Genomic DNA, 23,082 nt, shown 5'->3' with positions numbered 1-23,082 from the left:
GTAGTCCCCGCCGGAGCGATATAATGGTATGTGTCCAAGGGTCCGAAAGACACGATGCGCATACCCCATCCATTCAGGCCGAATGGAAAGCGGCCCCCGCCGCGATCCACGGCCATCCCGCCGATCCCGCGCGTCCCCCCGCTGCGCCTGATCGAGCAGGCTGTTGCGGGGCTTCGCGCGCCCTCGCGCGCCCTGTCGCTGCTGATGGTCAATCTCGACCGCTTCAAGCTGGTCAACGACCTTTGCGGCCATGCCTGCGGCGACCACCTTATCGACATCGTGTACGACCGCTGCACCCGGCTCTCCGGGCACCTGGCCGTCATCCACCTCGGCGCGGACGAATTCGCCTGCCTGCTGCCGGTCACAGAGGGCACCAGCCCGAAGATGGCCGCAGAAACGATTGCGTGCCGGCTGCTGGAGGCGATCGGCGATCCCGTCAGCCTCGGCCGCCATATCGTTCATCCCACAGCCGCGATCGGCATTGCCAGCGACCCGGGCGGCACCATGACAGTCGAGGAACTGCTGCGCGGCGCATCGATCGCGCTGTCCCACGCCAAGCAGGCGGGAAGCGGCACCATCGAACAGTTTGCGCCGGAAATGTACGACAGCCTGAGCGAACGCGCCGCCCTGGAGGCGGACTTGCGCAGCGGGCTGCTGCGGGGGGAAATCATTCCCCATTACCAGCCCATCGTCGCCCTGCCCTCTCACCAAGCCGTCCGCTTCGAAGCCCTCGCACGCTGGGATCACCCGCAGCGCGGCCTGCTCGGCCCCGATCGCTTCCTGGGCCTGGCCGAGAACGCCGCGCTCGACGACGATCTGCTTTTCGCGATGCTGCGCCAGTGCTGCCGTGACGCCCGCGACTGGGACGGCCACCTCGGACTGTCGCTCAACATGGCACCCCGCCAGGTCTGCGACCCCGGGATCGCCGCCCGCCTGATGCGCATCGTCTTCGCAAGCGGCCTGCGGCCCGACCGGCTGACCGTGGAGATCACCGAGCATGCGGTGATGCACAATGTCGAGGCGGCACAGGCCACCGTGGCGAGTCTGCGGGAGGCGGGCATCAAAGTGGCGCTGGACGATTTCGGGACCGGCTATGCCAGCCTCGCCAGGATCTCCAAGCTGCCACTCGACATGATCAAGATCGACCGCACCCTCGTCCAGGCGCTCGACAGCGATGCCGGGCGCAAGCTGGTGAAAGTGGTGGTCGACCTCGGCCGGAGCCTCGACATGCCGGTGACGGCCGAGGGGATCGAGACCATGCAGCAGGCCCGCCACTTGTCCCAGCTCGGCTGCGCTTTCGGCCAGGGCTTCCTGTTCGGACGCCCGGTGCCTTCCGGTGACACGGCGGCGATGACGGGCAGGACAGCGCGTTCCCTGTCCCTCTAGGACCGATCGTCATGCAAGAAGGGGAGGAACGGCCTCGTGCCACGCCTCCCCTTCTTGCATCGATAAAGCTTCAGCCCAGTCAGTATTCGGTGTTGAACGAGATCGGTGTGGTCAGATCGAGGCGCGCGATGTCGCCCCTGGGGCTATAGGTGTAGGTCCGATTGCCCGAGAGCCGCTTGGCCTCGTTGGCGATGGCGCCCATCATCTCCATCGACAGTTCGATCTGCCGCTCCAGCAGCGCCGAGTTCACCATCGAGGCGGCCCGCAACTCGCCCAGAGCCTCGGCAAGGCGCTCGCGCGTCTCGTCGTCCATCTGCTCGGTCCACTCCGGGTCGAGCCGGTTGCGGCGCGCCAGCACTTCTTCCAGCGAACCCACGAGCCGGGTCTTCGCCGCCGCCAGTTCCGCCAGATCGAGCGCACGCTCGCGGCCTTCGAGGCGTTCGGTTTCCTCGCGCATCACCATCGAGAGCGAGGTCATGATCTCGATCAGTTCATTCGGCACGGTTGCTGCCTCCCTGAAGGCGGATGATCTGCGCCTCTACGGCGGATGCGATGCCCAGCCCCTTGCCCTTGGCGATCTGGTTGCCGATCTGCTCGGCCAGCACGCCGCGGAACATTTCCTCGCCGTGGCCGCCGTTGAAATCCTCGCCCTGTTCGACGGTTTCCAGCAGGATCTTGGTGATCTGTCCGGCGAAGACGCCTTCGAAATCGCGCGCCACCTTGGCGGGGCTGCGATCCGGGGTCTGGACCACGGGACGGGAAGGAAGCGAACGAAGAACCGGATCTGCCATCTTTACTGTACCGCTATTTCGGCCTGAAGCGCGCCCGCCGTGCGCAGCGCTTGCAGGATGGTGATGAGGTCGCGCGGGCTGACGCCCAGCGAATTGAGCCCGGCAACCAGTGTCTGGAGCGAAGTCCCGCTGTTCAGCACCGCCAGATGTGCGCCGCTGCCGTCGTCCGCTTCCACGCGAGTGCGCGGCACCACGGTGGTCTCGCCATTGGAGAAGGGCGCAGGCTGCGAGACGATCGGCGTCTCGGTGACGCTGATCGTCAGCCCGCCCTGGGCTATGGCCACGGGGCTGACGCGCACGTCGGCGCCCATGACCACGGTGCCCGCCGCCTCGTTGATGACGATGCGGGCGGCCTGATCCACCTGGACCGGAAGATTTTCGACACGGGTAATCAGGTCGATCACCGAACCGCCCGCCGGATTGAGTTCCACGGTGCCGGGATCGAGCACTTGCGCGGCGCCGGGCGCTTCGCGGTTGATGGTGGCCGCGATCTGGCGCGCCGTGGTGAAATCGGGGTTCTTGAGCGCCAGCTTGAGCGTCTGGGCGGAGCGCAGGTCATAAGGGACCTCGCGCTCGACGATGGCACCGCCCGCGATCCGAGCGGTCGTCATGACGCCGCGGCTGAGCCGCGCCGCGGCGCCCTGCGCCTTGAAGCCGGAAACCGCGACCGGCCCCTGCGCCACCGCGTAGATCTCCCCGTCCAACGCGCGCAGCGAGGAAACGAGGAGGATACCGCCCTGGAGACTGGTGGAATCGCCCAGCGCCGAAACCTGCACGTCGATCGCCGAACCGGCGCGGGCGTAAGGCGGCATCGTTGCCGTCACCGTGACCGCCGCGACGTTCTGCGTCAGCATCTGCGTGCCGCGAATGTTCACGCCCATGCGCTCCAGCATGGCCTGCAAGGTCTCTTCGGTGAAGGGAATGTTGCGGATGCGGTCGCCGGTGCCCTGGAGGCCGACGACGAGACCGTAGCCGACCAACTGGTTCGACCGCACGTTCTCGACATCGACGATGTCCTTGATACGCGGCTGCGGACCGGCAAGGGCCACGCCGGGCGCAAGCAGGACCATGCCAGCCGCCAGGGCCAGCAGGGGAGCGCGCATCCTCGATTTGAAACGCTTGGACATCTCTGACCTTATAGGATGATTGGAGCGATGGGCGGGCTGGATCGGCATTTTCACCTCACTTCTTCCCGATCTTCGCCAGCCGCATGACGTAGCCGATGATTTCGGCGACCGCGGCGTAATGCTCGATGGGGATCGGCCGATCGATATCGACGGCGGCATAGAGGGCGCGGGCCAGCGGCGGACTTTCCACGATCGGCACCTTGGATTCGGTGGCGATCTCGCGAATACGCAGCGCGATCGCGTCGAGGCCCTTGGCCACCACGACCGGCGCCGCCATGGCACCGTGGTCGTACTTGAGCGCAACGGCATAGTGCGTCGGGTTGGTGATGATGACGCTGGCCTCGGGCACGGCCGCCATCATCCGCTTGCGGGAGCGCTGCATCTGGATCTGGCGGATCTTGGCCTTGATCTTGGGGTCGCCGTCGCTCTGCTTGTGCTCGTCCTTCACCTCCTGGAGCGTCATCATCATGCGCTTCATGAAGGCGCGGCGCTGGTAGATGAAATCGAACAGCGCCAGCGCGACGACCAGCAGCAAGACCGCGCGGATCGCTTCGTAGGCGAGTTCCCCCGCCGCCGCGCCCACCGCGCCCGGCGCGAAGCCCACGAGCTGGTCGAGGCCGGTCATGCGCGGCCTCAGCACCATGAACACGACAAGTCCGATGGCGCTGAACTTGGCCAGTGTCTTGCCGAACTCCACCAGCGCCCGCATCCCGAAGATGCGCTTGAATCCGCTGGCGGGATTGAGCTTGGACCACTTGGGTTTCACCCGCGACCAACTCAGCATGGCACGGCTCTGCAGGAAGATCGTCGCCACCGCGCAGACCAGCAGCACGCCGAACACCGGCAGCAGCGACAGCGCGAAATGGCGCGCCACGCCGGTCATCAGGTTCTGGGCGCCGTCAGGGTCGAGCGCATAGTCCTCGGCGCTGCCCCAGAGGCGGGTCATCATCATGCCGAGGTGACGGATCGCGGAAATGCCGACCCATCCGGTGACGATCAGCGCGCCTGCCATCATCGTGGCATGGCGCACTTCCGGGGCCATGGCCACTTCGCCGCGCTTGCGGGCATCCTCGAGCTTCTTCTGGGTCGGCTCGTGTGTACGCTGGTCCTTGTCGCTCTCGGCCATGGCTCTAGAGGCTCCATCCGTTCTGCATGAACGACCCCATCGCGGTCGCGAAAGCGGTCAGCATCGTGCCGAGCGTCATCGCCAGCACCGAGATGCCGAGCAGCAGGTTGAGCGGCTGGGTGATGAAGAAGACCTGGATCGAGGGCGCGACACGCGCCGCCAGGCCAAGGCCGACATTGAACAGCGCGCCATAAAGGATCAGCGGCGCCGAAAGGCTGACGCCCAGCGCCATCGCCTGCCCGGTCACCTTGACCGCCAGATCGGCGAACTGCGCGGCGGGTGGAAGGCCGCCCACTGGGAACACCGAATAGGACTGGAAGATCGAGGCGATCCACAAGTGATGGACGCCCAGGCTCATGCAGACGATGACCGCCGCGACGCCGAAGAGGCGGGAGAGCAGCGGCGCCTGCCCGCCCATCGACGGATCGTTGACCAGGGCGGAAGCCAGGCCGACCTGCTGGCTGGCGATGGAACCGGCGATGGCGGCGGCGCTGAACAGGATCTTCACGATCATGCCCATCGCCAGGCCCACCATCATCTCGCCGATCACCAGCAGCGGCAGCGAGGCCTCGGACTTCACGGCAGGCGCAACGTGTCCCTGAAGCATGCCGTAAAGCCCGAGCGTGAAGCCGAGCGCCATCACCAGCCTGATCTGCGGCGGCACGGCATCCTCGGAGAATGCCGGCAGCAGCATGATCACCGCCCCGACCCGGCAGAACAGGATCAGGAAGGTCGCCGCGTCGATCGGCAGGGCCGCGAGCGTCGCCAGGTCGAGAGATCCCCCGCCCATTGCCTCAGCCGGTGACGATGGCGTCGGCAATGCGATCCATGAACGCGCCAAGAGCATGGCCGATCATGGGCAACGACAGCAGCATGACCACGCCCAGGACCAGGATCTTGGGCACGAAAGTCAGCGTCATTTCCTGCACCTGGGTAAGCGCCTGGAGCAGGCCGATGGCAACGCCGACGATTAGCGCGGCGATCAGCATCGGGCCGGCGATGGTCAGCACCAGCACCAGCGCGGCGCGCGCGATCTCGATGGCTTCGGGTGAGGTCATGACGCGGAAACTTCCCCTGAACCGGCTCTAGATCTGCATCCGCATGATGTCGGAATAGGCGTTCACCACGCGGTCGCGCACGGCGACCACGGTATCGAGCGCGGTTTCCGCCGCACCGATCGCGGTGACGACGTCGATGAGGTCGCCCTTGCCCGCCACCTGCTTGGCGCTTTCCGCTTCGGCGGTGCGCAGCGAGGTCGAGGCGTCGGTCACCATGGATTCCACCATGCTGCCGAAGTTGCCGCCAGCGCCGCCCGCAGCGGCGGAAAGGCCGCCGGCCATGTCGCCGAGACCGGCGAGGCCGCCTGCCGCGCCGCCTGCCGAAGGCGCAGCCGTCTTCATCGCGCGGCCGTAGGCGGCCGCGGCGTCGAGTGCTCCGATTGCCATGGAGTGTTTCCTTACTTGAGCAGGTCGATCGTGCGCATGGTCATGCCGCGCGCGGATTCGATTGCATTGAGATTGGCTTCGTAGGACCGCTGGGCCGCCTTCATGTCGGCAGCCTCGATCAGCGGATTGACGTTGGGCTGGCTGACATAGCCCTGCGCGTCGGCCGCCGGGCTGCCCGGCTGGTAGACACGCCCGAACTGGCTCTTGTCGCCTTCGATCGACTTGACGGCAACCTGCGTGGCGCCGCTGGCGCGATCGACTTCGGCGGTGAAAGTGGCCACCCGGCGGCGATAGGGATCGGCATCCGGGGTCTTCGCCACGGAGTCCGAGTTCGCCAGGTTTTCCGCGATCACACGCATCCGCAGCGACTGGGCGCGAAGGCCCGATGCCGAGACGCCGATCGAGTTGTTCAATTCCATCAAGACAGCTCCTGCCCTGCCCTTGCGGCAGTCAGCTTCCTTATAGGCATTTTTTGCCTAGCAGCGCGCACTCCTATAAAATAATTCCTATAAGCAGCCTTGAAAGGAGACGCGCCATGTCCGTCCTCGAAGGCATTCCCATCGACATGTCGATCGTACTCGGATCGACCAGCATCCCCATCCGCCAGGTTCTCAAAATGAGCCGCGGCGCGATGATCCCCCTCGACTGCGGGCACAGTGACCCCACCCGCGTCTACGTCAACGACCAGCTGGTGGCGGAAGGCAAGATCCTGATGAACGGCGAGATCATGTCGCTGGAGATCACCAAGGTCGTCGAGCGCGAGCGCTGAACGCATGGACTTTCTCTCTCTCCTGCGCACCATCGGCGCGCTCGGCGTCGTGCTCGGCATGCTTGTCGGCGCGCTCTGGGTCGTGCGTCGCTATGACTTGAAGCTGCCGCAGAAATGGCTGAACGGCCAGCTTTTCGCAGGCCTCGGCACGGATCGCGGCGAGCGCCGTCTGGAACTGATCGAGCGCCTTTCGATCGATCCGCGCCGCTCGGTCGTCCTCATCCGCCGCGATTACCGCGAGATCAGCCTGCTGATCTCGCCCGAAGGCGTCGTCATGCTCGATTCCGCGCCGTGCATCGGTCCGGTCACTCCGAAAGCTCCTTCCGATGCATAAGCGTTATGCCGTCGCCGCCGCACTCTGCGGGGCGGCAATTCTTGCCGTATTGCCCGAAGCCGCCATGGCCCAGAAGGCCGCCGCCGCTGCAGGTCCGCTCGGAGAGGGCGCGATGTCCGGCCGGGTGATCCAGCTGGTCCTGCTGATGACGGTGCTCAGCCTCGCGCCCGGCATCCTGATGACGATCACTTCGTTCACGCGCATCATAGTCGCACTGTCGCTGCTGCGCTCGGGCCTCGGCGTGCAGGGCGTGCCGCCGAACCCGGTGGTCATCAGCCTGGCGCTGTTCCTCTCGTTCTTCGTCATGGCGCCCACGTTCGACGCGGCCTGGAAGGACGGCATGGTCCCCTACAACCAGGGCCGCATCAACGAGACCCAGGCGCTGGAGCGGGCCAGCAAGCCGTTCCACACATTCATGCTCAAGCAGGTCCGCGACGACGACGTGAAGCTCTTCGTCCAGCTTTCCGGCAAAGTGCCCGCCTCGCGCGCGGAACTGCCGATGACCACGCTGATGCCCGCTTTCATGATCTCCGAACTGCGCCGCGCTTTCGAGATCGGGTTCCTATTGCTGCTGCCCTTCCTGGTAATCGACCTGGCCGTAGCGGCGGTGCTGATGGCGATGGGTATGATGATGCTGCCGCCCGCAACGATCTCGCTACCGATGAAGATCATCTTCTTCGTGCTGGTCGATGGATGGGCCTTGATCGCCGGTTCGCTGGTGAAGAGTTTCGGCGGGCCGGGTTGACGCGGCTCCCTTCGATCGCCTGAAAGAAAGGGCGCGGCAGGATGAAAACCTTGCCGCGCCCTTTTTCTTTTCATCAGGCTCCGTAGCGTAGCGGCCGGTTGTTCAGCCAGGGGCCGAAATCCGCGAAGGCGAGCGGCTCCAGGAACGAAAGGCCGAAAGCGCCCTCGCCCACCCAGCGCACGGCGGCTTCGCGCTCGCCCAGCCCGGGAACCGCGAGGCGGACGATCGCGTCCCGCTCCATGCGCAAGTCTCCGACAAGACGCGCGCCGCCCTGCGAGAGGTCGATCAGCCGCACCTCGTGGCGCTGGTGCGCGGCGTGGAGTTCGGCGCTGCAATCCACCTCGAAGCGGGGTCCGCGCGCGATGCCTTCGGGGCCGATGCGATTGGCGACATGGCCCAGCAGCGCGGCGACATCCACCGGACCGTCGAACTCCACGCCGATCCGGCCGTTGAGCGACCAGCGGATCCGGCCGCACAGGACGTCGCCCGCCTTCAGCGTCACGGCGACCTGGTCTTCCACCGCGAAGGCGCCGTGGACTTCGGCCATGAGGCCGTTGTCGGAAATATTGCGGATACGGCAGATGGTCTCGCCGGACTGGCCCGCGAGCTTGCCGATCAGCAGTATCGTAGTGACGCGCGGACCGCGCGGCGTGAGCAGATCCGGGCCGGACGCACCTGCCGGATCGCGGGAAATGGCGAATGACGATGCGGGCATCGCTGGCTTCATCTTCCCTTCGCTCAGACCGGCGACGCCTGCGTGACCACCACCCGGCGCACCAGGTCCTTGCCGTAGACTTCCACGGCCGCGTCCATGACGACGCGGCGGAAAGCCTCGATGCCGGGCACCATGCCGTCCGGCCCGCTGGCCAGCGGCGTGCGATAGGTCCGCATGTTCACCGCGTTGAGCAACAGCGGCAACTGGCTCGTCACCTCCTCGCCCTTGCCCTTGGCCACTTCGACCTGGCACTCGAACGAGACGTAGCCCGAAAGCCGCCCATCCGGGAAAGTCAGCGGCGCCAGCATCGTGCCGGTCGGCACGAATTCGGTCTCGACCTTGATCGGGCCGAGATCGGGCATGACCTGGGGAAGGAACTGCCTGGCCGCATAGGCCCCGCCGATGCCGACGCCGGTCCCGGCGATCAGGGCTGCGAGGCCGATCACGATCCGCTTGATCACGACATTCTCCAATCTTTGCCCATCGCGTCAGAACTTGAAGCTGGCGTCGCGCGGGAGCGCCGAAGGCTCGGCCATGACGACGATGGTGATACGGCGGTTTTCCGGGCGATCCGGGCGGTCGGGATAGACCGGCTCGGTCCCTGCCTTGGCCACCACTTCGGCGAAGCGATCCGCCGGCAGGCCAGAGGCGACCAGGGCCGCGCGGGCGGAAAGGGCGCGCTGGGCCGAAAGGTTCCAATTCGCCTCGCTCTGGCCGCCGCTGCTATCGGTATGCCCCTCGATCGCCACTTGCGCGCCGGTGCCCGCCAGCTTGCGGGCGATCCGACCCAGGACGCCCCGCGCGTAGTCGTTGAGTTCCGCAGTCGGTCCCTTGAACATAGAGCGATGCTCATTGTCCATCAGATGGATGCGGAACCCGTCGCGGTCGGGCTGCACGTCGATATTGCGCTTGCCCTGCGTGGCGTCGACCGGCGGATCGAGCGAAAGCTGCATTTCCTGCGCCATGACCCGCAGCGCGGCCTCGGGGATCTCGGCCGTGCCGCCGCGCGCCGCGCCCTTGGTCCCGGCTTCCGCCGAGGGCTCGCCCACGGATACGCTGTCGGCCGACTGGGCGCGGCGGCTGTGCCCGCCCATGCCCGGCTGCGAACCGGGCTTGTTGGTCAGCGTCGTCGCCGGGGAGGACCGGTCGGCATTGGGCGAAAAGTATTCCGCCAGCCCCTTGAGCTGGTCCTTGTCCGGGTTGGCCAGCAACCAGAGCAGCATGAAGAAGGCCATCATCGCGGTCACGAAGTCGGCATAGGCGACTTTCCAGGCGCCGCCGTGATGACCGGCATGCGCATGCTTCTTGACCTTGCGGATGACGATCGTGGGATGTTCGTCGTTGCCCCGTGCCACGTTCCGTTCCTCAATCCAGCGCGGCGCGAAGCCGGTCCTGCATGACGGTCAGGCGCACCTGCCCCACGGCCTCGTCGGGACTCTGCCCCCCGGCCACGCGGTCGAGCAGCGCGGCGCTTTCGTCGACGTGCTGGGCGATGAGATCGAAAGCCTGAAGCTGGTCGATATAGTCGAGGACGAAGCGCTCGTCGGTGACGAGCACACCCGCCAGCTGCTCCAGCAGTTCACGCGCCACGCGCATCTCGCGGGCCAGGGCCTGCCACAGCGGCCCAGCGGGTCCATCTGCCGCTGCCGCGACCTTGGCCGCGGGCGCACCTTCCGGCAGTTCCTCTAAATGAGTGGTCATTGCTTCTCTCTGCATTTCGGTGCGTTGCGCGTCTTTGCCTGCCGATTCCGGGCCGGCCATAGTCAGAAAAGTTCCAGTTCGCCGGTCGGCTGGGCGACCGGAGCGGGCCTGGGCCGCTCGACCGGGGGCAGCGGCTGATCCTGAACCAGCGTCGCGCGCACCCGTCCTTCGTAAGGCATGAATTCGACCTTGCGCGCCTGGGTCCCGCCCAGGTCGCAATGGTCGAGCGCAATGCCTTCGGTCCGCATGAAGTTGCGCGCGAACTGCCCGTTCTTGGTGCCGATACCGCCCAGCCCGGCGACGATATTGGCGCCGCCGTAAAGATGGCCGCGCAGGCGCGAACGCTGCGCACCGCGCTTCATCAGATCGTTGATCAGAAGCTCCATCGCATGGACGCCGTAGCGCTGCATGTCCGCCGGGTTGACGGGCACATCGGCACCCGGCTCTCCCAGCAGGAAATGGTTCATGCCGCCCACCCGCGCGACCGGGTCCTGAAGGCAGGCCGCGACGCACGAACCCAGCAGCGTCGAAATGACGACGCCGGGCTGGTAGACCACATGGTATTCACCCTGAACGATGGCGACGCGGCGCATGGCCTCAGACCAGCTCCCCGAAGACGCGCTCGATCTTTTCCTTGAGCGCGGCCGGCGCGAAAGGCTTCACGACATAGTTGTTGACGCCCAGCGCGGCGGCCTTCTGGACGATTTCCTTGTCGGCCGAACCGGTGAGCATGATGAACACGGTCTTGCCGATCACCGGATCCTGCCGCACCGCTTCCAGGAACTGCAAGCCGTCCATGTCGGGCATGTTGTAGTCGGAGATGATGAGGTGAACGCGATCGGCCTTGATCGCGGCAAGCGCCTCGACCGGGCCAGCCTTGTCGCGAATGTCCTTGAAACCCAGATCCTGTAGCGCGCGACGGATCATCGCGCGCATGGACGTCTGATCGTCGACCACCATTACTTTTATTGCAGACGCTGCCGGCATGAACCGCTCCATTTACCTCCGACACGCGCCGAGGATGGCCTCGGGCATGGCGGACAAACTGAATTCCTTTTCGACCGCGCCCGCCTCGAAGGCGGCGCGCGGCATTCCGTAGACCACGCAGGTCTCGCGAGACTGCCCGAGCGTGCGGGCCCCGGCATCACGCATGGCCTTGAGGCCGACCGCACCGTCCGAACCCATCCCGGTCAGGATGACCCCCACCGCGCGCGAGCCGAGCCGCGAGACCGAGTTGAACAGCACATCCACCGAAGGACGATGTCCGCTGACGGTATCGCCCGTCACCAGCCGGATCTGGCCACTGGTGCCACCCAGCAATTCCATGTGCTGGCCGCCGCCGGGCGCGAGATAGACCGTGCCCCGGCGCAGCGGCATGCCGTTCTGCGCTTCCACCACCTGCACCCGCGCGGCCTTGTCGAGCCGCGTGGCGAAACTGCCGGTGAAAGCGGCGGGCATGTGCTGGACCACCAGCACCGGCGGGCAATCCGGCGGCAGGGCACCGATGATCGAGAACAGGGCTTCCACCCCGCCGGTCGAGGCGCCCACCGCGATCACGACGTCGCGCAAGGTTCCCTGCACGGCATTGACGGGCGTGGGCGGGCTGGCCGTGCGGCGCACCGAAGAGCGCGCCGCCGCCTTGACGATCTTGCGCAGCAGCGCGCCGTCCTGGGCGATCTCCAGCGGATTGCCGGAAGGCTTCGCGATGCAGTCCACCGCGCCAAGGCGCATGGCCTCGATGGTCGCCTCGGTCCCGCGCGCGGTCAGCGTGGAGCACATGACCACCGGCATGGGCCGCAGGCGCATGATCCGTTCGAGGAAGGACAACCCGTCCATCCCCGGCATCTCGATATCGAGCGTGACCACGTCGGGATTGAGCGACTTGATCATCTCGCGCGCGGCATGCGGCTCGGGCGCCATGCCGACGACCTCGATAGCAGGATCGTGGCTGAGTAGCTTGTTCAGCAGCGCGCGCATCGCCGCGCTGTCGTCGACGATGAGAACGCGGGTCTTTTCGGGCGCCGGGATCATGCCGATGCTCCGTCATTGCGCGCATAGATCGTCTGGCCGACCGGCTTCATCTGCCGCGCGGCAGGCCCGATGAGGCGCTCGGAATGGCCGATGTAGAGCGTGCCGCCGGGCGCCAGCATCTCGACGAAACGCGCCTCCAGCTCGGCCTTGGCGGTATCGTCGAAATAGATCATCACGTTGCGGCAGAAGATCACGTCGTACTTGCGCCGCATCGGCCAGGGCTCGAACAGGTTCAGCACCCGCGCCGCGACGAGTTCGCGCAGAGAATCGGCGATAACGTGATCGCCGTTCGCTTCCGCGCGCATCCAGCGGCGGCGGTAGCTCTCCGGGATCGGCTCGACCGTGGCTGCCGAATAGCGCGCATCGCGCACGGCCTGGACGACCGGCGGCGAGATGTCGGTGGCCAGCAGGCGCACGTCGCCCTGCTGGAGCCAGGCCGCGCTCGTCGGCCCGTCGCCTGCCAGGCACATGGCGATCGAATAGACTTCCTCGCCGCTGGAACAGCCTGCCGACCAGATGCGCACTTTCTCGCCCTTGCGCGCGCGGTCCTGCAAGCGGGGCAGGACGTCACGGCGCAAGTGGTCGAAGTGATGGTTCTCGCGGAAGAAGTGCGTGTGGTTGGTGGTGAGCGCCACCACCATGGCATGGCGTTCCTGCGCATCGCGCTGCACCAGCGCGACGTAGTCGACGAAGCTGGACAGCCCATGCTCGCGCAAGCGGCGGCTCAGGCGCGAGTGGACGAGCGTCATCTTGGCCTCGACCAGATGGATGCGCGCCTCCCGCTGCATGATCGCAGCAATGTCGCGGAACTGAGCGGGGCGCAGTTCGGCCGTGCCGCCCAAGGCGCTTGCACCCGAAGCGGCACTGCCACTCGCTCCTTCAGGAGAAGCCAGCAGGGTCATTACGCGAAGTCCGGCACCTGGCGGGTCAGGCTCAGCGCATCGAGGTCGAGCAGCAGGCACATGGCCTCGGCATTGGCCGTGTCATGGGTGCGGCGCTCGATCTTGACGAGACCGGCGATGGCGCCCTGCTCGTTGATCTCCACGTCCGGCGCGGGCTGGATCTCGCTGCCCTGGATCACGACGATATCCTGCACTTCGTCCACCAGGAAACCGGCATGGCGGCCATTGATGGTGACGACGAGGATGCACGAGCGCGAATGCAGCTCGCTCGGCGCCCAGCCCAGGCGCTCGGACAGGCCGACCACGGGAACCACCGAGCCGCGCAAGTTGGTCACGCCCTTCACATAAGGCGGCACGCTCGGCAGCGGGGTGGGTTCTTCCCATTCGCGGATCTCGATCAGCGAGCGCATGTCGATGCCGAACAGGCGGCTGCCCAGGGTGAAAGTGACGATCTTGCGTTCGTCGAGTTCGGTTTCTTCGGTGCTCATGCTGCCATTCCTTTCAGCGCATACTTGGACGAGCCGCCGGTCGCGACCAGGGCGTCGATATCGAGGATCAGCGCGATCGAGCCGTCACCCAGGATCGTCGCGCCGCCGAGGCCGCGGATCGGGTGGAGGTTGTCCTCCAGGCTCTTGATCACGACTTCGCGGCGGTTATCGATCGTGTCGACCATCAGGCCGACGTTGCCGGCGGTCTCGCTCTCGACGATGATCACGAGCGATTCCTCGGCCGGGCGCAGAGAGCGCATGCCGAACAGTTCGCCCACTCGGCGTACCGGCAGGTACTGGCCGCGCAGCTCGATCACTTCGGACGTCGGCGAGGTTTCCTTGACCTGGCCCCGCTCGGGCTGGACGGTCTCGATCACATTGGCCAGCGGCAACACGAAACGCTGCTCGCCAAGACGCACGATCATGCCGTCGAGGATCGCCAGGGTGAGCGGCAGGGCCATGGTGAACGTCGTGCCCTCGCCCGGAACGGAGTTGATCTCCAGGCGTCCGCCCAGCGCCTCGACGTTCGAACGGACCACGTCCATGCCGACGCCGCGCCCCGAAATGTTCGAGATGGTCTCGGCGGTCGAGAAGCCCGGCGCGCAGATCAGTCCGTCGATCTCCTCGTCGGAAATCGCGGCATCGGCGGCGATGATGCCGCGCTCGATGGCCTTGGCGCGCACCCGTTCGCGGTTGATGCCGCGCCCGTCGTCGCGCACGCGCACGATGATGCGCGCGCCCTTCTGCTCGGCGGAAAGATGGATCGTGCCTTCCTCGGGCTTGCCCGCGGCGATGCGCTCTTCCGCGCTCTCGATGCCGTGGTCCACCGCGTTGCGGATCATGTGGGTCAGCGGGTCGCCGATCTTCTCGATCACGCCCTTGTCCACTTCGGTCATCTCGCCGATGGTTTCGAGGATCACCTTCTTGCCGGTCTCGGCCGAAAGATCGCGCAGCATGCGCGGCACGCGCGAGAAGGCCTGCTTGATGGGCTGCGCACGCAGCGACATCACATTGTCCTGGATCTGGCGCGTCAGACGCGAAAGCTCGGGAAGCTCGACACGCTCCTGGTCGGCGGGCGAGAGCCGGTCCGACAAGATCGAGCCGCGGATCACCAGTTCGCCCACGAGGTTCAGGAGCTGGTCGAGCTTGGAAAGATCGACGCGGATGGTCTGGGCCACCTCGACGCTGGCGGGACGCGCTTCGGCCTTGGGCTTGTCCGCTACCGCCTTTACCGCAGGTTGCGGAGCAGCGACGACAGGCGCGGCAGCAGGCGCAGGCTCAAGTGGCGCGATATCCCCAGTGACGCCCGCAGTAACCGGCACCAAGGTCAGCAGGTCCGCCGGTGCGGGCAGCGGTTCGAATACGCCGAAGTCATCCGCTTCGGGAACCACGGGATCGTCCACCAGGACGACCAGCAGTTCTTCGCGCGCGATCTCGATCAGCGAGTCCGGGGACACGAAATCGAAGCAGTCGCGGATGTCCTGTTCGGCCACGGTGCCGGGCAGGCGCAGCGTCCAGACGAAATAGCTGTCCTCGGGGTCAAGGTCGCGCAGGCCCGGAAGCGTTTCCATGTCGACACCGGTGACGGCGGCGCCCATTTCTTCCAGTTCGCGGATCACCAGCATCGGCTCGCCGCCGTTGCCCAGCGCACCACGCGAAGGCCCGAAGCGGACGGTCCATCCGGCGAGCTCGGCCGGTTCGGCCGAGACAAGATCGTCCAGCTCGACCGCGACCGGCTCGAAGCCGAAAGGATCGAAGTCCTCGATCACTGCCGCAACCGGGGTGAAGCCGAACTCGTCGGCTTCCTGGACCGGAGCAGGCTCCGGCGCCACCGGGGTAGAGGTCGGGGCCGAAGCGCCCTTGTTCTCCAGGATCGCGTCAAGCTGCTCCAGCATCCCGGCATCGGCCGGAGGCTCGGTGCCGCCTTGCGCCGCCGCGACATGGTCCGACAGGATGTCGAAGGCGCCCAGCAGGGTCTGCGTCACTTCGCCGCTGGCCGGGATGCGGCCGCCGCGCACCTCGTCGAGAACGTTCTCGAAACGGTGCGAGAAGGCCAGCAACGCGGCATGGCCGAACGCCCCCGAACCGCCCTTGATCGAGTGGACGGCGCGAAACACGCCCGCGATCGTCTCGGAAGAGGCATCGCCTGCCGCCATGGCCGAAAGACCGGCCTCGGCCACGGCGAGGCCCTCGGTGCATTCCTCGAAGAAGATGCCCTGGATTTCGTCGAGTTCGTCGCTCACGGGCAGACGCGGCGCACGGCCGCTCCCAGCTTGGCCGCTTCGAAGGGCTTGGTGATCCAGCCGGTCGCCCCGGCCTCGCGGGCGCGGGTCTTCTTCTCGTCCGAGAACTCGGTCGAGAGCACCAGGATCGGCGTGCCGCGGAATTCGGGCACTGCACGCACCGCCTCGATCAGTTCGAAGCCGTCCATCTTGGGCATGTTGATGTCGGTGATGAGCAAGTCCGGCTTCACTTCGTGCATGCGCTCAAGGCCATGCTCGCCGTCATCGGCGCTCTCGACGCGAAACCCCTGCGCAGCAAGGGACGCCTTGAGGAGCATCCGCATCGAGGCGGAGTCGTCGACGGTCAGGATGAGTTTGCTCACGACGGGAATTCCTCTTCAGAAAGGCCGACGGCTTCGGCCAGCCCGCAGGCCTGCACGCGCTCGACGAAGGCGGTGCTGGGATTGACGATTTCGAATTCGTGGCCGGCCTCGCTCGCTTCGGTGCGGGCGGCCACGAGCAGCTGGAGAACGGCCTGGCCGACCGTCTCGACCTGGCTGGCATCGATCTGCATCGCGCCGTCGAGATCGCAGGCCAGGACCATGCGGACGCGCAGGTCCTCGGCAGTCACGGTCGAGCCGTGGACGGGCAGGTGCAGCGAGCGATCCTCGGGAACGGACACCGATTCAGGCATTGATTCAGGCGCCAACGCTTCGATCTGCGCGGGTTCAGGCGGGTTTGGCATTGAGCTGATCCTTCACTTCGTCGAGCGCGGTCTCGAGCTGCGTGAACGAGGGGGCATAGGGAGAAGGCGTCATGCGGCGCGCCAGTTCGATGGCCACTTCGGTCGGCTGACCCTGCGCATGACCGACGATGGCGGTCTTGACGATCAGGTAGGGCTTGAAGTCGGAATCGATGATCTGGTGCAGCTTCTGCGCGATCGGACCGACCAGGCAGTAGGCCAGAAGCACGCCCAGGAAGGTGCCGACCAGAGCACCGCCGATCATCGCCCCGAGGATCTCGGTCGGCTGATCGATCGAGCTCATCGTCTTGATGACGCCGAGAACGGCGGCGACGATGCCCAGTGCGGGCAAGCCGTCCGCCATCATCTGCAGCGCATGCTGCGGCGCCATTTCCTCGGCATGGTGGCGCTCGATATCGCCTTCCATCGCTTCGGCAAGCTGGTGCGGATCCTCGAAGTTCACGGTCATCATGCGCAAGTAGTCGCACGTGAACTCGACCAGGCCCTCGTCTTCCAGCAGGCGCGGGTAGCGGGTGAAGATGGGGCTTTCCTCGGGCGCGTCGAGGTGCTTCTCGATCGAGTTCGCCCCTTCCTTGCGGAACGTGGCGAGCAGCGTGAAAAGCAGCGCCAGCAGGTCGCGAAAATCGACCTCGGTCCAGCGCCCGCCCTTGAAGACGCGGCGGATGCCCGCCCAGGTCTTCTTGACCGTGGTCATCGAGTTGCCGAGGATGAACGCGCCCACCGCCGCACCGGCGATCGCCAGCATTTCGTGCGGCAGGGCGTGAGCGATGACCATTATGTTGCCGCCCGACATCAGGAAGCTGCCGAAGACGCACAGCAGGATGACGACAAGGCCGATGGCGTTGAGCATGAAGAAGATCCGCGATTGATGGCCGCAAAAGGTTACGGGGCCGAAGCCCTGCGTTAGTTATAGGATGCTCGGGCCTGAGGCGGTGCGCCGCGACGGATTTTCAATGACACTCTCGGAACTGCCGGGCTCAAAACAGGCAGGACGCGACCGATCGCCCCGCCATCGTCCTATATAGGGGTGGCGGACGTCCTTGCTGGAGCCATCATGTCACTCAATGCCTATCAACGCGTGCAGCAGATCGCCGCCACGCCTCGCCGGAACGAATACCGGCTGATGAGCCAGATCACCGGCGAGATGATCGCCGCGCGGGATGCGGGCCTGGCCGGCGCGCAACTTGCCCCGGCCCTTCATCGCAATCGAATGGCGTGGTCGACCTTCTCGTCCATGTGCGCCACCCAGGGCAATCAGCTTCCCGACGACTTGCGCGCCAGAATCATTTCGATCGGGATGTGGGTGGACAAGTACACTTCGCAGGTCATTACTGGCCGCGATACGATCGATGACTTGATCGTCGTGAATCGTGCGATAATCGAAGGCCTGGCAAACGAGAACGGTGCCGGCAACTAAGGAAAATCACTTAACGATTGGTGATATTTTTTTAGAAAGTATAATCAACCGCTTATTGCCGCCTCATCCGGCAAGGCCGAATTGTCCTGCGCCGCGTCTATTTACAAAGACGTGTCAGGCCCTATTGGCCCGATCGCCTTGATGCCTTAAGACACAAGGCGCAATAAGCGGGTCGGAATGCAGGAACTGAATCCACCGCCGCAGCGCTTGGGCGGGTCGTTTCCCGTAAGGAAGGCTCCGGTCGTTCCCGCCCTGGTCATCGCGGCGCAACTTGTCTGCGCCGCCGTCTTGTGCGGCTGGGCCTTCGGGATTCCCGGAGGATCGATCGTGGCGGGTAGCGTCGCGGGCGGCAGGATCCTGATGCAGCCTCTCACCGCAGTGGCCGGCCTCGGGGCCGGCGCGGGCATCCTGCTGGTCTATCGTTCCCGGCCGAACCTTGCTCGCCTGGCCTTGGCCATTCCCCTGATCGTGGCCTTTTCGGCGCTGATCCAGGATCTTTCCGGGACCTCCTTCGGCATCGACCGACTGCTTTTCCCGGACAGCGTCGCCCTCCAGCCGCGATACCATCCCGGACGGCCCGGCGTGCTTCCGGCGCTGTCCATGCTGCTCCTGGCCCTGTCGATTCTGGCCTTCCACCCGCACAGCGCCAGCTTTCGGCGCCTGACCGTACCGCTGGCCTGCGTCGCGATCACAGCGGCGGCCATTTCCGGGATGCTCGTTCCGCTTGGCATTTCGCGGGCCGACCCGGCAACCCGCCACGCCCTGATGTCGGTTCCCACGGCCGTGACGATCTGCCTGCTCTCGGTCGGCGTGATCGCGCTGCGACGACAATATGCCTGGCCGCGCAAGTCCGACTTCGGCTTCGGTTCGGCCACGATCCAGACCTGCCTCCTGCTCTGCGTGGTCCTGCCGATCATCTCGGCCCTCGCGCATTTCTGGGCCGAGCAGCGCGCCGTCGCCTCTGCGGAAATGATCGAGATCGTCCAGGCCATTGCCCAGGTCATGCTGTCCTGCGGACTGATCGCATGGGCCTGGTCGCGGATCGCCCGCGAAAGCGGCGCGCGCTCGGCAGTCAACCTCGCGCTCGATGCCGCGCCGGTCTCCATTACCGACCTGGACGGGCGGATCCTGCGCTGGTCGGCAGGCTGCGAAAGGCTCTACGGCTGGACCTCCGAACAGGCGATCGGCCGCTTCCAGCAAGTGCTGACCGGCACGCCGCCGATGTCGGAGGCCGGTGTCGAAACCCTGCTCGGCGGCATTCGCCACGAAAGCGAAACGACCGCCTATCGCAAGGACGGCGCGGCCCTTCGCGTGCTGCACAATCGCCAGGCGGTGCAGTCCCGCAGCGACATTGCGCCGATGATCGTCCATTCGATGACCGACATCACCGCCCGCATCCAGGCCGAACGCGCCATGCTGGTCAGCGATGCGCGGCTTGCGCTGGCGGTGGACCTCCACGAACTCGGCATCTTCGAATGGTCGCTCTCGACCGACCGCTTCGTCTTCCACGGCCATGCCGAACGCCTGTTCGCGCTGGAGCCCGGTGGGTTCGAAGGCGGGCTGGATGACTGGAAGCGGCACCTGCTCGCCACTTTCGGCAGTACCTTCCGCGTGCCCGGCCCGCCCGAGACCTGGCGGCCCGGCCGCCACGGCTTCCGACTTGTCGCGGTGGCACCCGATTCCGGCTCGGGCCTGCCGAAAGTGGTGGAAGGCACCGCCCATATCCATCACGGCCCGGACGACGAGATCTCGCTGATCGGCATCGTCATGGATGCCACCGAACGCGAGCAGCGCGCCGAGATGCTCAAGTCTCGCGAATCCGAACTTCGCTCGATCCTTGATACGGTGCCGGAGGCGATGATCACGATCGACGGGCACGGCCGCATCCGCTCCTTCTCGGTGACGGCGGAGGCCCTGTTCGGCTATTCGGCGGAGGAAGTGCTGGGCAAGGACGTCAGGCTGCTGCTGCCCCGCTACGTGCGCCCCGCCAGCGATCCCGCCCTGCCCGCGACCACCAGCATCACCGCCGGACTCGACCGCCAGGGCAACGAACTGCCGATCGAGATCGCCATCGGCGCGGCCAACATCGGCAGCGAGCGCATTTCCATCGCCTTCATCCGCAACTTGCGCGAGCAGCTTGCCGCCCAGGCCCGCATGGGCGAACTGCGCGAACAGTTCCTCCATGCCTCACGCGTCAGTGCCATGGGCGAGATGGGCGCCGGGCTTGCCCATGAGCTCAACCAGCCGCTTACCGCCACCTCCAACCTGCTGGGCGCCATCGACCTGATGATGGCGCGCGACGGAGACCCGGAACAAGTGCGCTGCATGCTGGAGCTGGCCCGTCAGGAAGTGCTGCGCGCCGGTTCGATCATCCGGCGGATGCGCGCCTTCGTGGCCAAGGGCGAACTGGAGATCCGGGCCGAGCCTCTCGACGAACTGATCGCCGAAACAATTCAGCTCGCACGTTCGCGCAGCCGCATTCCGGGCGTGAGGCTGACCTATCGCCCGAGTGTCGAAGCTGCATGCGTCCTTGCCGATCGCATCCAAATGCAGCAGGTGCTGATCAACCTCATCAACAATGCCTTCGACGCACTCGCGGGCCTCAACGACAGGCAGCCTGAAATCACTTTATCAACCCGCCAGCTGAACGATGCCCACATCATGATCAGTGTCATCGATAACGGGCCGGGCCTGCCCGAAACCATTCTCAATCGCCCCTTCGAGGCCTTTTCCTCCACCAAGGCGAACGGACTGGGCCTCGGCCTGTCGATCTGCCGCCGCATCGTGGAAGCGCATGGCGGGCGCTTCTCCATGCGCAACGTGCCCGATGGCGGCGCGGCGATCGAATTCACCTTCCCCTCCTATTCCGAACTGGAGCTCAAGGCAGGATGACGTCCCGACGCATCTATATCGTCGACGACGATCTCGCCGTGCGCACTTCGCTGGAATATCTGCTGGCGATGATCGGCGACAGCCGCATCACCTGCTTCGATTCCGGGGATGCCTTTCTGGAAGCCGCGCCGCTGCTGGAACCCGGCTGCCTGCTGCTCGACCTGCAGATGCCGGGTGCGTCGGGCCTGCAGGTCCTCAGCACCGTGGGTGGGCGGCCCACCCGCTTCGTGCCGATCGTGCTGACCGGGGAAGGCGACGTTTCCGTGGCGGTACAGGCGATGAAGCTGGGCGCGATCGATTTCATCGAAAAGCCCTGCGACCACCTCAAGCTGATGAGTGCGGTCGAATCCGCTTTCACCCACCAAGCGGCCTCCACGGCCGAGGAACGTCGCAAGGAAAAGGCGATCTCGCTGCTGGAGCAGCTCTCTCCGCGCGAACTGGACGTGCTGAAGGGCCTGATCGACGGGCAATCGAACAAGATCATCGCCCATGCACTCGACATCAGCCCGCGCACGGTCGAGATCTACCGCGCCAAGCTGATGGAGAAGCTCCAGGTCCGCAGCCTCTCCGAAGTGCTGCGCATCGCCTTCGCGGCTGGCCTGGTGCCGATGGATTGAAAGAGTCCTTTTGAAAATCCGCCGCAGGCGGATTTTGGCGGCACCGGCCCTCTCCCCCACCCGACCTCCCACTCAGTGTATCCTAGATGGGAGGTCGGGTGGGGGAGAGGGCCGGTGCAGCAAGCCATTCGCGGATGCGAATGGCTCACTCAACAAAGACGCGGGACACGGAGTACCTCAGAAATCGAAATAGAGGTCGATATAGCCGTACTTGGTGTCGCCGGTCTGGGGCGCATTCGGCGCGTCCTTCAGGAAGCGGCCCTTGGCTAGGTAAGCGACGCCGGTATCCACGCGCAGCACGTCGGGGATCAGCGTGCGGCGATAGCGCGCCTCGAACTGGTTGCCCGCGAAGGCACCGCTAGCGCCCGAGGAGTCCCGCACCCCGGTGTTCGAAAAGCTGTCGGTCTTCGAATCCAGCCAGAGCGCCCGGTACATCATCATCACGTCCGACTTGCCGTCCGGCTTCACTTCGAACCGCGCCCCGCCCGAAATCGTGTTGAAGCGCCCGACCGCGCCATAGAGCCCGGTGGGGCCGAAGTCGAAGCGGCGGGCACCGAACAGGGTGTCGAAACGGTTGTAGGTCTTCGCCTTGGAACGATCGCCGCTGGCGATGTCGAAATCGAAGGACAGGCGCGGCTGCCAGCCACCGGAGAAAGTACGGCCCGCTTCGGCATGGATGAAATAGGCCGAGACGTCGAGATCGGTGAGATCGGTCGGCGCGGTCGTGGCGCGGGTGCGGCCGAACTGGTAGGCACCTTCCACGTCATAGTCCACGCGTCCGGCCTTGGGCGCGCGATAGGCACGCAGGCCCGGCGTGAAGATGTGGCGGTTGCGGGTCGGCCGGTTGGCGCTGTCGCGTTCAGCCAGTCCATAGCCGTAGATCTCCAGGGATCCGCCAAGAACGCCGGCCTTGGTCAGCGAGCCGCCGTAGAATTGCAGGTCGCTGGTTTCCTTGTCGCGCTTCACCGAGTTGTCGTGAATGCCTTCGATATCGTCGGGCAGGCGAAGCTGCGGCATGGCCCAGAGCAAGGTCAGCTGGTCGCCGCCGCGCCCCTTCCACTGGAAATTGACGCCGGTGAAGGCATTGGTCGTATTGCGAAAGGCCTGGCGGGCAACCAGGCGGCGCGAACCCAGGTTCATCGTGAACCGGCCTGCCGTCACTTGTGCCTTCGAGCCGCCGCCCATGCCGAAATCGAGCCCGACATAGGCCTGGACCATCTCCATCGCATCGACTTCGCCGGTCCCTGCCGAGGAATTGGACTTTTCGCCATAGGCGCGGCCGTCCCAGAGTTCGCCGCCGATGCGCCATGGCCCGCCGTCATATTCGACCTGGAGCGTGGTCTTGAGCGAGAACATTGCATCGTCCTGCGCCGCATTGGGGCGGAACTGCCCGTCGATCCCTTCGACGCGCGCGCGCACTTCGCCCTTGATCGTCAGGCCCTCGGGCGCGCCCACGGCCGTTTCCAGCAGTCCATCCGCACGGGCCACCGCCCCCTGCCCTGCCAGGAGCACGCCTCCACCTAATATGCCGAGCAAAACCGGCGCGCGCATCCGGCGCGGAGAGGCGTTCCGATCAAACGGGACCGGGGCGAACAGGCAGGCAGGCATTGG

General features: G+C 65.8%; 29 protein-coding genes. 7 read left to right on the top strand and 22 right to left on the bottom strand.

From position 1 onward, the window contains the following. Positions 1 to 54: 54 nt before the first annotated feature. Entirely contained in the window at positions 55 to 1,386 is a 1,332-nt protein-coding gene (locus NTCA1_RS05315) for a bifunctional diguanylate cyclase/phosphodiesterase (RefSeq protein ID WP_159829064.1), read from the top strand. 79 nt (positions 1,387 to 1,465) lie between these two features. Here the strand turns inward: NTCA1_RS05315 and NTCA1_RS05310 are convergent, their stop codons facing one another. From NTCA1_RS05310 to flgC, 8 genes are read right to left on the bottom strand one after another with little or no spacing between them, the layout of a single operon-like run. Then, positions 1,466 to 1,888 (bottom strand): flagellar biosynthesis protein FlgN, encoded by a 423-nt coding sequence (locus NTCA1_RS05310; protein WP_086491350.1) that lies wholly within the window; start codon positions 1,886 to 1,888, stop codon positions 1,466 to 1,468. Next, on the bottom strand, positions 1,878 to 2,177 hold the full coding sequence (locus NTCA1_RS05305) for a rod-binding protein (RefSeq protein ID WP_133083508.1): 300 nt from the start codon (positions 2,175 to 2,177) through the stop codon (positions 1,878 to 1,880). The genes NTCA1_RS05310 and NTCA1_RS05305 overlap by 11 nt, the downstream gene beginning before the upstream one ends. A 2-nt stretch (positions 2,178 to 2,179) precedes the next feature. Continuing rightward, the gene (locus tag NTCA1_RS05300) at positions 2,180 to 3,304 is read right to left on the bottom strand and encodes a flagellar basal body P-ring protein FlgI (protein WP_374705160.1); all 1,125 of its coding nucleotides are present in this window, start codon (positions 3,302 to 3,304) and stop codon (positions 2,180 to 2,182) included. Positions 3,305 to 3,359: 55 nt separating this feature from the next. Then, positions 3,360 to 4,430 carry a flagellar biosynthesis protein FlhB gene (gene flhB / locus NTCA1_RS05295; protein ID WP_159829061.1) on the bottom strand — a complete coding sequence of 357 codons (1,071 nt, stop codon included), beginning with the start codon at positions 4,428 to 4,430 and terminating at the stop codon, positions 3,360 to 3,362. Positions 4,431 to 4,434: 4 nt separating this feature from the next. Next, positions 4,435 to 5,220 (bottom strand): flagellar biosynthetic protein FliR, encoded by a 786-nt coding sequence (fliR, locus tag NTCA1_RS05290; RefSeq protein WP_159829058.1) that lies wholly within the window; start codon positions 5,218 to 5,220, stop codon positions 4,435 to 4,437. Positions 5,221 to 5,224: 4 nt separating this feature from the next. Beyond that, positions 5,225 to 5,488 carry a flagellar biosynthetic protein FliQ gene (locus NTCA1_RS05285; protein WP_086491346.1) on the bottom strand — a complete coding sequence of 88 codons (264 nt, stop codon included), beginning with the start codon at positions 5,486 to 5,488 and terminating at the stop codon, positions 5,225 to 5,227. A 27-nt stretch (positions 5,489 to 5,515) separates the two neighbouring features. Further along, positions 5,516 to 5,875, bottom strand: a complete 360-nt coding sequence (locus NTCA1_RS05280) for a flagellar hook-basal body complex protein FliE (RefSeq protein ID WP_086491345.1) — start codon at positions 5,873 to 5,875, stop codon at positions 5,516 to 5,518. Positions 5,876 to 5,886: 11 nt separating this feature from the next. Continuing rightward, positions 5,887 to 6,294, bottom strand: a complete 408-nt coding sequence (flgC, locus tag NTCA1_RS05275; RefSeq protein ID WP_086491344.1) for a flagellar basal body rod protein FlgC — start codon at positions 6,292 to 6,294, stop codon at positions 5,887 to 5,889. Positions 6,295 to 6,410: 116 nt separating this feature from the next. On the opposite strand from flgC, the gene NTCA1_RS05270 reads away from it, so the two are divergent. Genes NTCA1_RS05270 through fliP form a run of 3 tightly spaced genes read left to right on the top strand, consistent with a single transcriptional unit; the run spans position 6,411 to position 7,723 of the window. After that, positions 6,411 to 6,644: a FliM/FliN family flagellar motor switch protein gene (locus tag NTCA1_RS05270; RefSeq protein WP_086491343.1), complete on the top strand. Its 234-nt coding sequence runs from the start codon at positions 6,411 to 6,413 to the stop codon at positions 6,642 to 6,644. 4 nt (positions 6,645 to 6,648) lie between these two features. Then, a complete protein-coding gene (locus NTCA1_RS05265; RefSeq protein WP_086491342.1) occupies positions 6,649 to 6,978 on the top strand; it encodes a flagellar biosynthetic protein FliO in 330 nt (109 codons plus the stop codon). Next, positions 6,971 to 7,723, top strand: a complete 753-nt coding sequence (fliP, locus tag NTCA1_RS05260) for a flagellar type III secretion system pore protein FliP (protein ID WP_086491341.1) — start codon at positions 6,971 to 6,973, stop codon at positions 7,721 to 7,723. Before NTCA1_RS05265 ends, fliP begins: the two co-directional genes overlap by 8 nt. Before the next feature lie 73 nt (positions 7,724 to 7,796). On the opposite strand, the gene NTCA1_RS05255 is transcribed toward fliP, so the two are convergent. The 13 genes from NTCA1_RS05255 to motA all read right to left on the bottom strand — a co-directional run bounded on the left by NTCA1_RS05255 (position 7,797) and on the right by motA (position 17,395). Continuing rightward, on the bottom strand, positions 7,797 to 8,438 hold the full coding sequence (locus tag NTCA1_RS05255; RefSeq protein ID WP_159829055.1) for a PilZ domain-containing protein: 642 nt from the start codon (positions 8,436 to 8,438) through the stop codon (positions 7,797 to 7,799). Positions 8,439 to 8,461: 23 nt separating this feature from the next. Then, positions 8,462 to 8,899, bottom strand: a complete 438-nt coding sequence (locus tag NTCA1_RS05250; RefSeq protein WP_306439277.1) for a hypothetical protein — start codon at positions 8,897 to 8,899, stop codon at positions 8,462 to 8,464. A 27-nt stretch (positions 8,900 to 8,926) separates the two neighbouring features. Beyond that, the gene (locus NTCA1_RS05245) at positions 8,927 to 9,793 is read right to left on the bottom strand and encodes a flagellar motor protein MotB (protein WP_133083504.1); all 867 of its coding nucleotides are present in this window, start codon (positions 9,791 to 9,793) and stop codon (positions 8,927 to 8,929) included. Between the two features lie 10 nt (positions 9,794 to 9,803). Further along, a complete protein-coding gene (locus NTCA1_RS05240; protein WP_236549109.1) occupies positions 9,804 to 10,139 on the bottom strand; it encodes a hypothetical protein in 336 nt (111 codons plus the stop codon). 62 nt (positions 10,140 to 10,201) lie between these two features. Continuing rightward, a complete protein-coding gene (locus NTCA1_RS05235; RefSeq protein ID WP_086491338.1) occupies positions 10,202 to 10,732 on the bottom strand; it encodes a chemotaxis protein CheD in 531 nt (176 codons plus the stop codon). 4 nt (positions 10,733 to 10,736) lie between these two features. Further along, positions 10,737 to 11,126, bottom strand: a complete 390-nt coding sequence (locus NTCA1_RS05230) for a response regulator (protein WP_201282419.1) — start codon at positions 11,124 to 11,126, stop codon at positions 10,737 to 10,739. 12 nt (positions 11,127 to 11,138) lie between these two features. After that, positions 11,139 to 12,170, bottom strand: coding sequence for a chemotaxis response regulator protein-glutamate methylesterase (locus NTCA1_RS05225; protein ID WP_086491336.1), 1,032 nt, complete (start codon positions 12,168 to 12,170; stop codon positions 11,139 to 11,141). Further along, positions 12,167 to 13,072, bottom strand: a complete 906-nt coding sequence (locus NTCA1_RS05220) for a protein-glutamate O-methyltransferase CheR (RefSeq protein ID WP_159829052.1) — start codon at positions 13,070 to 13,072, stop codon at positions 12,167 to 12,169. The genes NTCA1_RS05225 and NTCA1_RS05220 overlap by 4 nt, the downstream gene beginning before the upstream one ends. Further along, positions 13,072 to 13,560 carry a chemotaxis protein CheW gene (locus NTCA1_RS05215; protein ID WP_086491334.1) on the bottom strand — a complete coding sequence of 163 codons (489 nt, stop codon included), beginning with the start codon at positions 13,558 to 13,560 and terminating at the stop codon, positions 13,072 to 13,074. Before NTCA1_RS05215 ends, NTCA1_RS05220 begins: the two co-directional genes overlap by 1 nt. Beyond that, positions 13,557 to 15,803, bottom strand: coding sequence for a chemotaxis protein CheA (locus NTCA1_RS05210; RefSeq protein WP_159829049.1), 2,247 nt, complete (start codon positions 15,801 to 15,803; stop codon positions 13,557 to 13,559). The genes NTCA1_RS05215 and NTCA1_RS05210 overlap by 4 nt, the downstream gene beginning before the upstream one ends. Further along, positions 15,800 to 16,165, bottom strand: coding sequence for a response regulator (locus tag NTCA1_RS05205; protein WP_086491332.1), 366 nt, complete (start codon positions 16,163 to 16,165; stop codon positions 15,800 to 15,802). Before NTCA1_RS05205 ends, NTCA1_RS05210 begins: the two co-directional genes overlap by 4 nt. Next, positions 16,162 to 16,476: an STAS domain-containing protein gene (locus tag NTCA1_RS05200; protein WP_086491398.1), complete on the bottom strand. Its 315-nt coding sequence runs from the start codon at positions 16,474 to 16,476 to the stop codon at positions 16,162 to 16,164. The genes NTCA1_RS05205 and NTCA1_RS05200 overlap by 4 nt, the downstream gene beginning before the upstream one ends. A 34-nt stretch (positions 16,477 to 16,510) precedes the next feature. Beyond that, complete coding sequence (gene motA / locus NTCA1_RS05195; protein ID WP_086491331.1) at positions 16,511 to 17,395, bottom strand: flagellar motor stator protein MotA; 885 nt, start codon at positions 17,393 to 17,395, stop codon at positions 16,511 to 16,513. A gap of 204 nt (positions 17,396 to 17,599) precedes the next feature. Between motA and flaF the strand changes: the two genes are divergently transcribed. From flaF to NTCA1_RS05180, 3 genes are all read left to right on the top strand, one after another. Next, positions 17,600 to 17,962, top strand: a complete 363-nt coding sequence (gene flaF, locus NTCA1_RS05190; protein ID WP_086491330.1) for a flagellar biosynthesis regulator FlaF — start codon at positions 17,600 to 17,602, stop codon at positions 17,960 to 17,962. A 177-nt stretch (positions 17,963 to 18,139) separates the two neighbouring features. Continuing rightward, positions 18,140 to 20,854 carry a PAS domain S-box protein gene (locus tag NTCA1_RS05185; RefSeq protein ID WP_159829046.1) on the top strand — a complete coding sequence of 905 codons (2,715 nt, stop codon included), beginning with the start codon at positions 18,140 to 18,142 and terminating at the stop codon, positions 20,852 to 20,854. Continuing rightward, positions 20,851 to 21,471, top strand: a complete 621-nt coding sequence (locus NTCA1_RS05180) for a response regulator transcription factor (RefSeq protein WP_159829043.1) — start codon at positions 20,851 to 20,853, stop codon at positions 21,469 to 21,471. The genes NTCA1_RS05185 and NTCA1_RS05180 overlap by 4 nt, the downstream gene beginning before the upstream one ends. Positions 21,472 to 21,648: 177 nt before the next feature. Here the strand turns inward: NTCA1_RS05180 and NTCA1_RS05175 are convergent, their stop codons facing one another. Next, positions 21,649 to 23,079 carry an alginate export family protein gene (locus tag NTCA1_RS05175; RefSeq protein WP_159829040.1) on the bottom strand — a complete coding sequence of 477 codons (1,431 nt, stop codon included), beginning with the start codon at positions 23,077 to 23,079 and terminating at the stop codon, positions 21,649 to 21,651. Positions 23,080 to 23,082: the final 3 nt, after the last annotated feature.

Origin of the sequence: Novosphingobium sp. TCA1, from assembly GCF_009811895.1 — a bacterium.
Lineage (GTDB): Bacteria > Pseudomonadota > Alphaproteobacteria > Sphingomonadales > Sphingomonadaceae > Novosphingobium > Novosphingobium panipatense_A.
This window is presented reverse-complemented; position numbering and strand designations above follow the sequence as displayed.

What these genes read in the sequence shown, in the direction of transcription:
- NTCA1_RS05315 (WP_159829064.1), top strand. Translation starts at nt 55, where the DNA reads ATGCGCATACCCCATCCATTCAGGCCGAATGGAAAGCGGCCCCCGCCG.
- NTCA1_RS05305 (WP_133083508.1), bottom strand. Translation starts at nt 2,177, where the DNA reads ATGGCAGATCCGGTTCTTCGTTCGCTTCCTTCCCGTCCCGTGGTCCAG.
- NTCA1_RS05300 (WP_374705160.1), bottom strand. Translation starts at nt 3,304, where the DNA reads ATGTCCAAGCGTTTCAAATCGAGGATGCGCGCTCCCCTGCTGGCCCTG.
- flhB (WP_159829061.1), bottom strand. Translation starts at nt 4,430, where the DNA reads ATGGCCGAGAGCGACAAGGACCAGCGTACACACGAGCCGACCCAGAAG.
- fliR (WP_159829058.1), bottom strand. Translation starts at nt 5,220, where the DNA reads ATGGGCGGGGGATCTCTCGACCTGGCGACGCTCGCGGCCCTGCCGATC.
- NTCA1_RS05285 (WP_086491346.1), bottom strand. Translation starts at nt 5,488, where the DNA reads ATGACCTCACCCGAAGCCATCGAGATCGCGCGCGCCGCGCTGGTGCTG.
- NTCA1_RS05280 (WP_086491345.1), bottom strand. Translation starts at nt 5,875, where the DNA reads ATGGCAATCGGAGCACTCGACGCCGCGGCCGCCTACGGCCGCGCGATG.
- flgC (WP_086491344.1), bottom strand. Translation starts at nt 6,294, where the DNA reads ATGGAATTGAACAACTCGATCGGCGTCTCGGCATCGGGCCTTCGCGCC.
- NTCA1_RS05270 (WP_086491343.1), top strand. Translation starts at nt 6,411, where the DNA reads ATGTCCGTCCTCGAAGGCATTCCCATCGACATGTCGATCGTACTCGGA.
- NTCA1_RS05265 (WP_086491342.1), top strand. Translation starts at nt 6,649, where the DNA reads ATGGACTTTCTCTCTCTCCTGCGCACCATCGGCGCGCTCGGCGTCGTG.
- fliP (WP_086491341.1), top strand. Translation starts at nt 6,971, where the DNA reads ATGCATAAGCGTTATGCCGTCGCCGCCGCACTCTGCGGGGCGGCAATT.
- NTCA1_RS05255 (WP_159829055.1), bottom strand. Translation starts at nt 8,438, where the DNA reads ATGCCCGCATCGTCATTCGCCATTTCCCGCGATCCGGCAGGTGCGTCC.
- NTCA1_RS05240 (WP_236549109.1), bottom strand. Translation starts at nt 10,139, where the DNA reads ATGACCACTCATTTAGAGGAACTGCCGGAAGGTGCGCCCGCGGCCAAG.
- NTCA1_RS05235 (WP_086491338.1), bottom strand. Translation starts at nt 10,732, where the DNA reads ATGCGCCGCGTCGCCATCGTTCAGGGTGAATACCATGTGGTCTACCAG.
- NTCA1_RS05230 (WP_201282419.1), bottom strand. Translation starts at nt 11,126, where the DNA reads ATGCCGGCAGCGTCTGCAATAAAAGTAATGGTGGTCGACGATCAGACG.
- NTCA1_RS05225 (WP_086491336.1), bottom strand. Translation starts at nt 12,170, where the DNA reads ATGATCCCGGCGCCCGAAAAGACCCGCGTTCTCATCGTCGACGACAGC.
- NTCA1_RS05220 (WP_159829052.1), bottom strand. Translation starts at nt 13,072, where the DNA reads ATGACCCTGCTGGCTTCTCCTGAAGGAGCGAGTGGCAGTGCCGCTTCG.
- NTCA1_RS05215 (WP_086491334.1), bottom strand. Translation starts at nt 13,560, where the DNA reads ATGAGCACCGAAGAAACCGAACTCGACGAACGCAAGATCGTCACTTTC.
- NTCA1_RS05200 (WP_086491398.1), bottom strand. Translation starts at nt 16,476, where the DNA reads ATGCCTGAATCGGTGTCCGTTCCCGAGGATCGCTCGCTGCACCTGCCC.
- motA (WP_086491331.1), bottom strand. Translation starts at nt 17,395, where the DNA reads ATGCTCAACGCCATCGGCCTTGTCGTCATCCTGCTGTGCGTCTTCGGC.
- flaF (WP_086491330.1), top strand. Translation starts at nt 17,600, where the DNA reads ATGTCACTCAATGCCTATCAACGCGTGCAGCAGATCGCCGCCACGCCT.
- NTCA1_RS05185 (WP_159829046.1), top strand. Translation starts at nt 18,140, where the DNA reads ATGCAGGAACTGAATCCACCGCCGCAGCGCTTGGGCGGGTCGTTTCCC.
- NTCA1_RS05180 (WP_159829043.1), top strand. Translation starts at nt 20,851, where the DNA reads ATGACGTCCCGACGCATCTATATCGTCGACGACGATCTCGCCGTGCGC.
- NTCA1_RS05175 (WP_159829040.1), bottom strand. Translation starts at nt 23,079, where the DNA reads ATGCCTGCCTGCCTGTTCGCCCCGGTCCCGTTTGATCGGAACGCCTCT.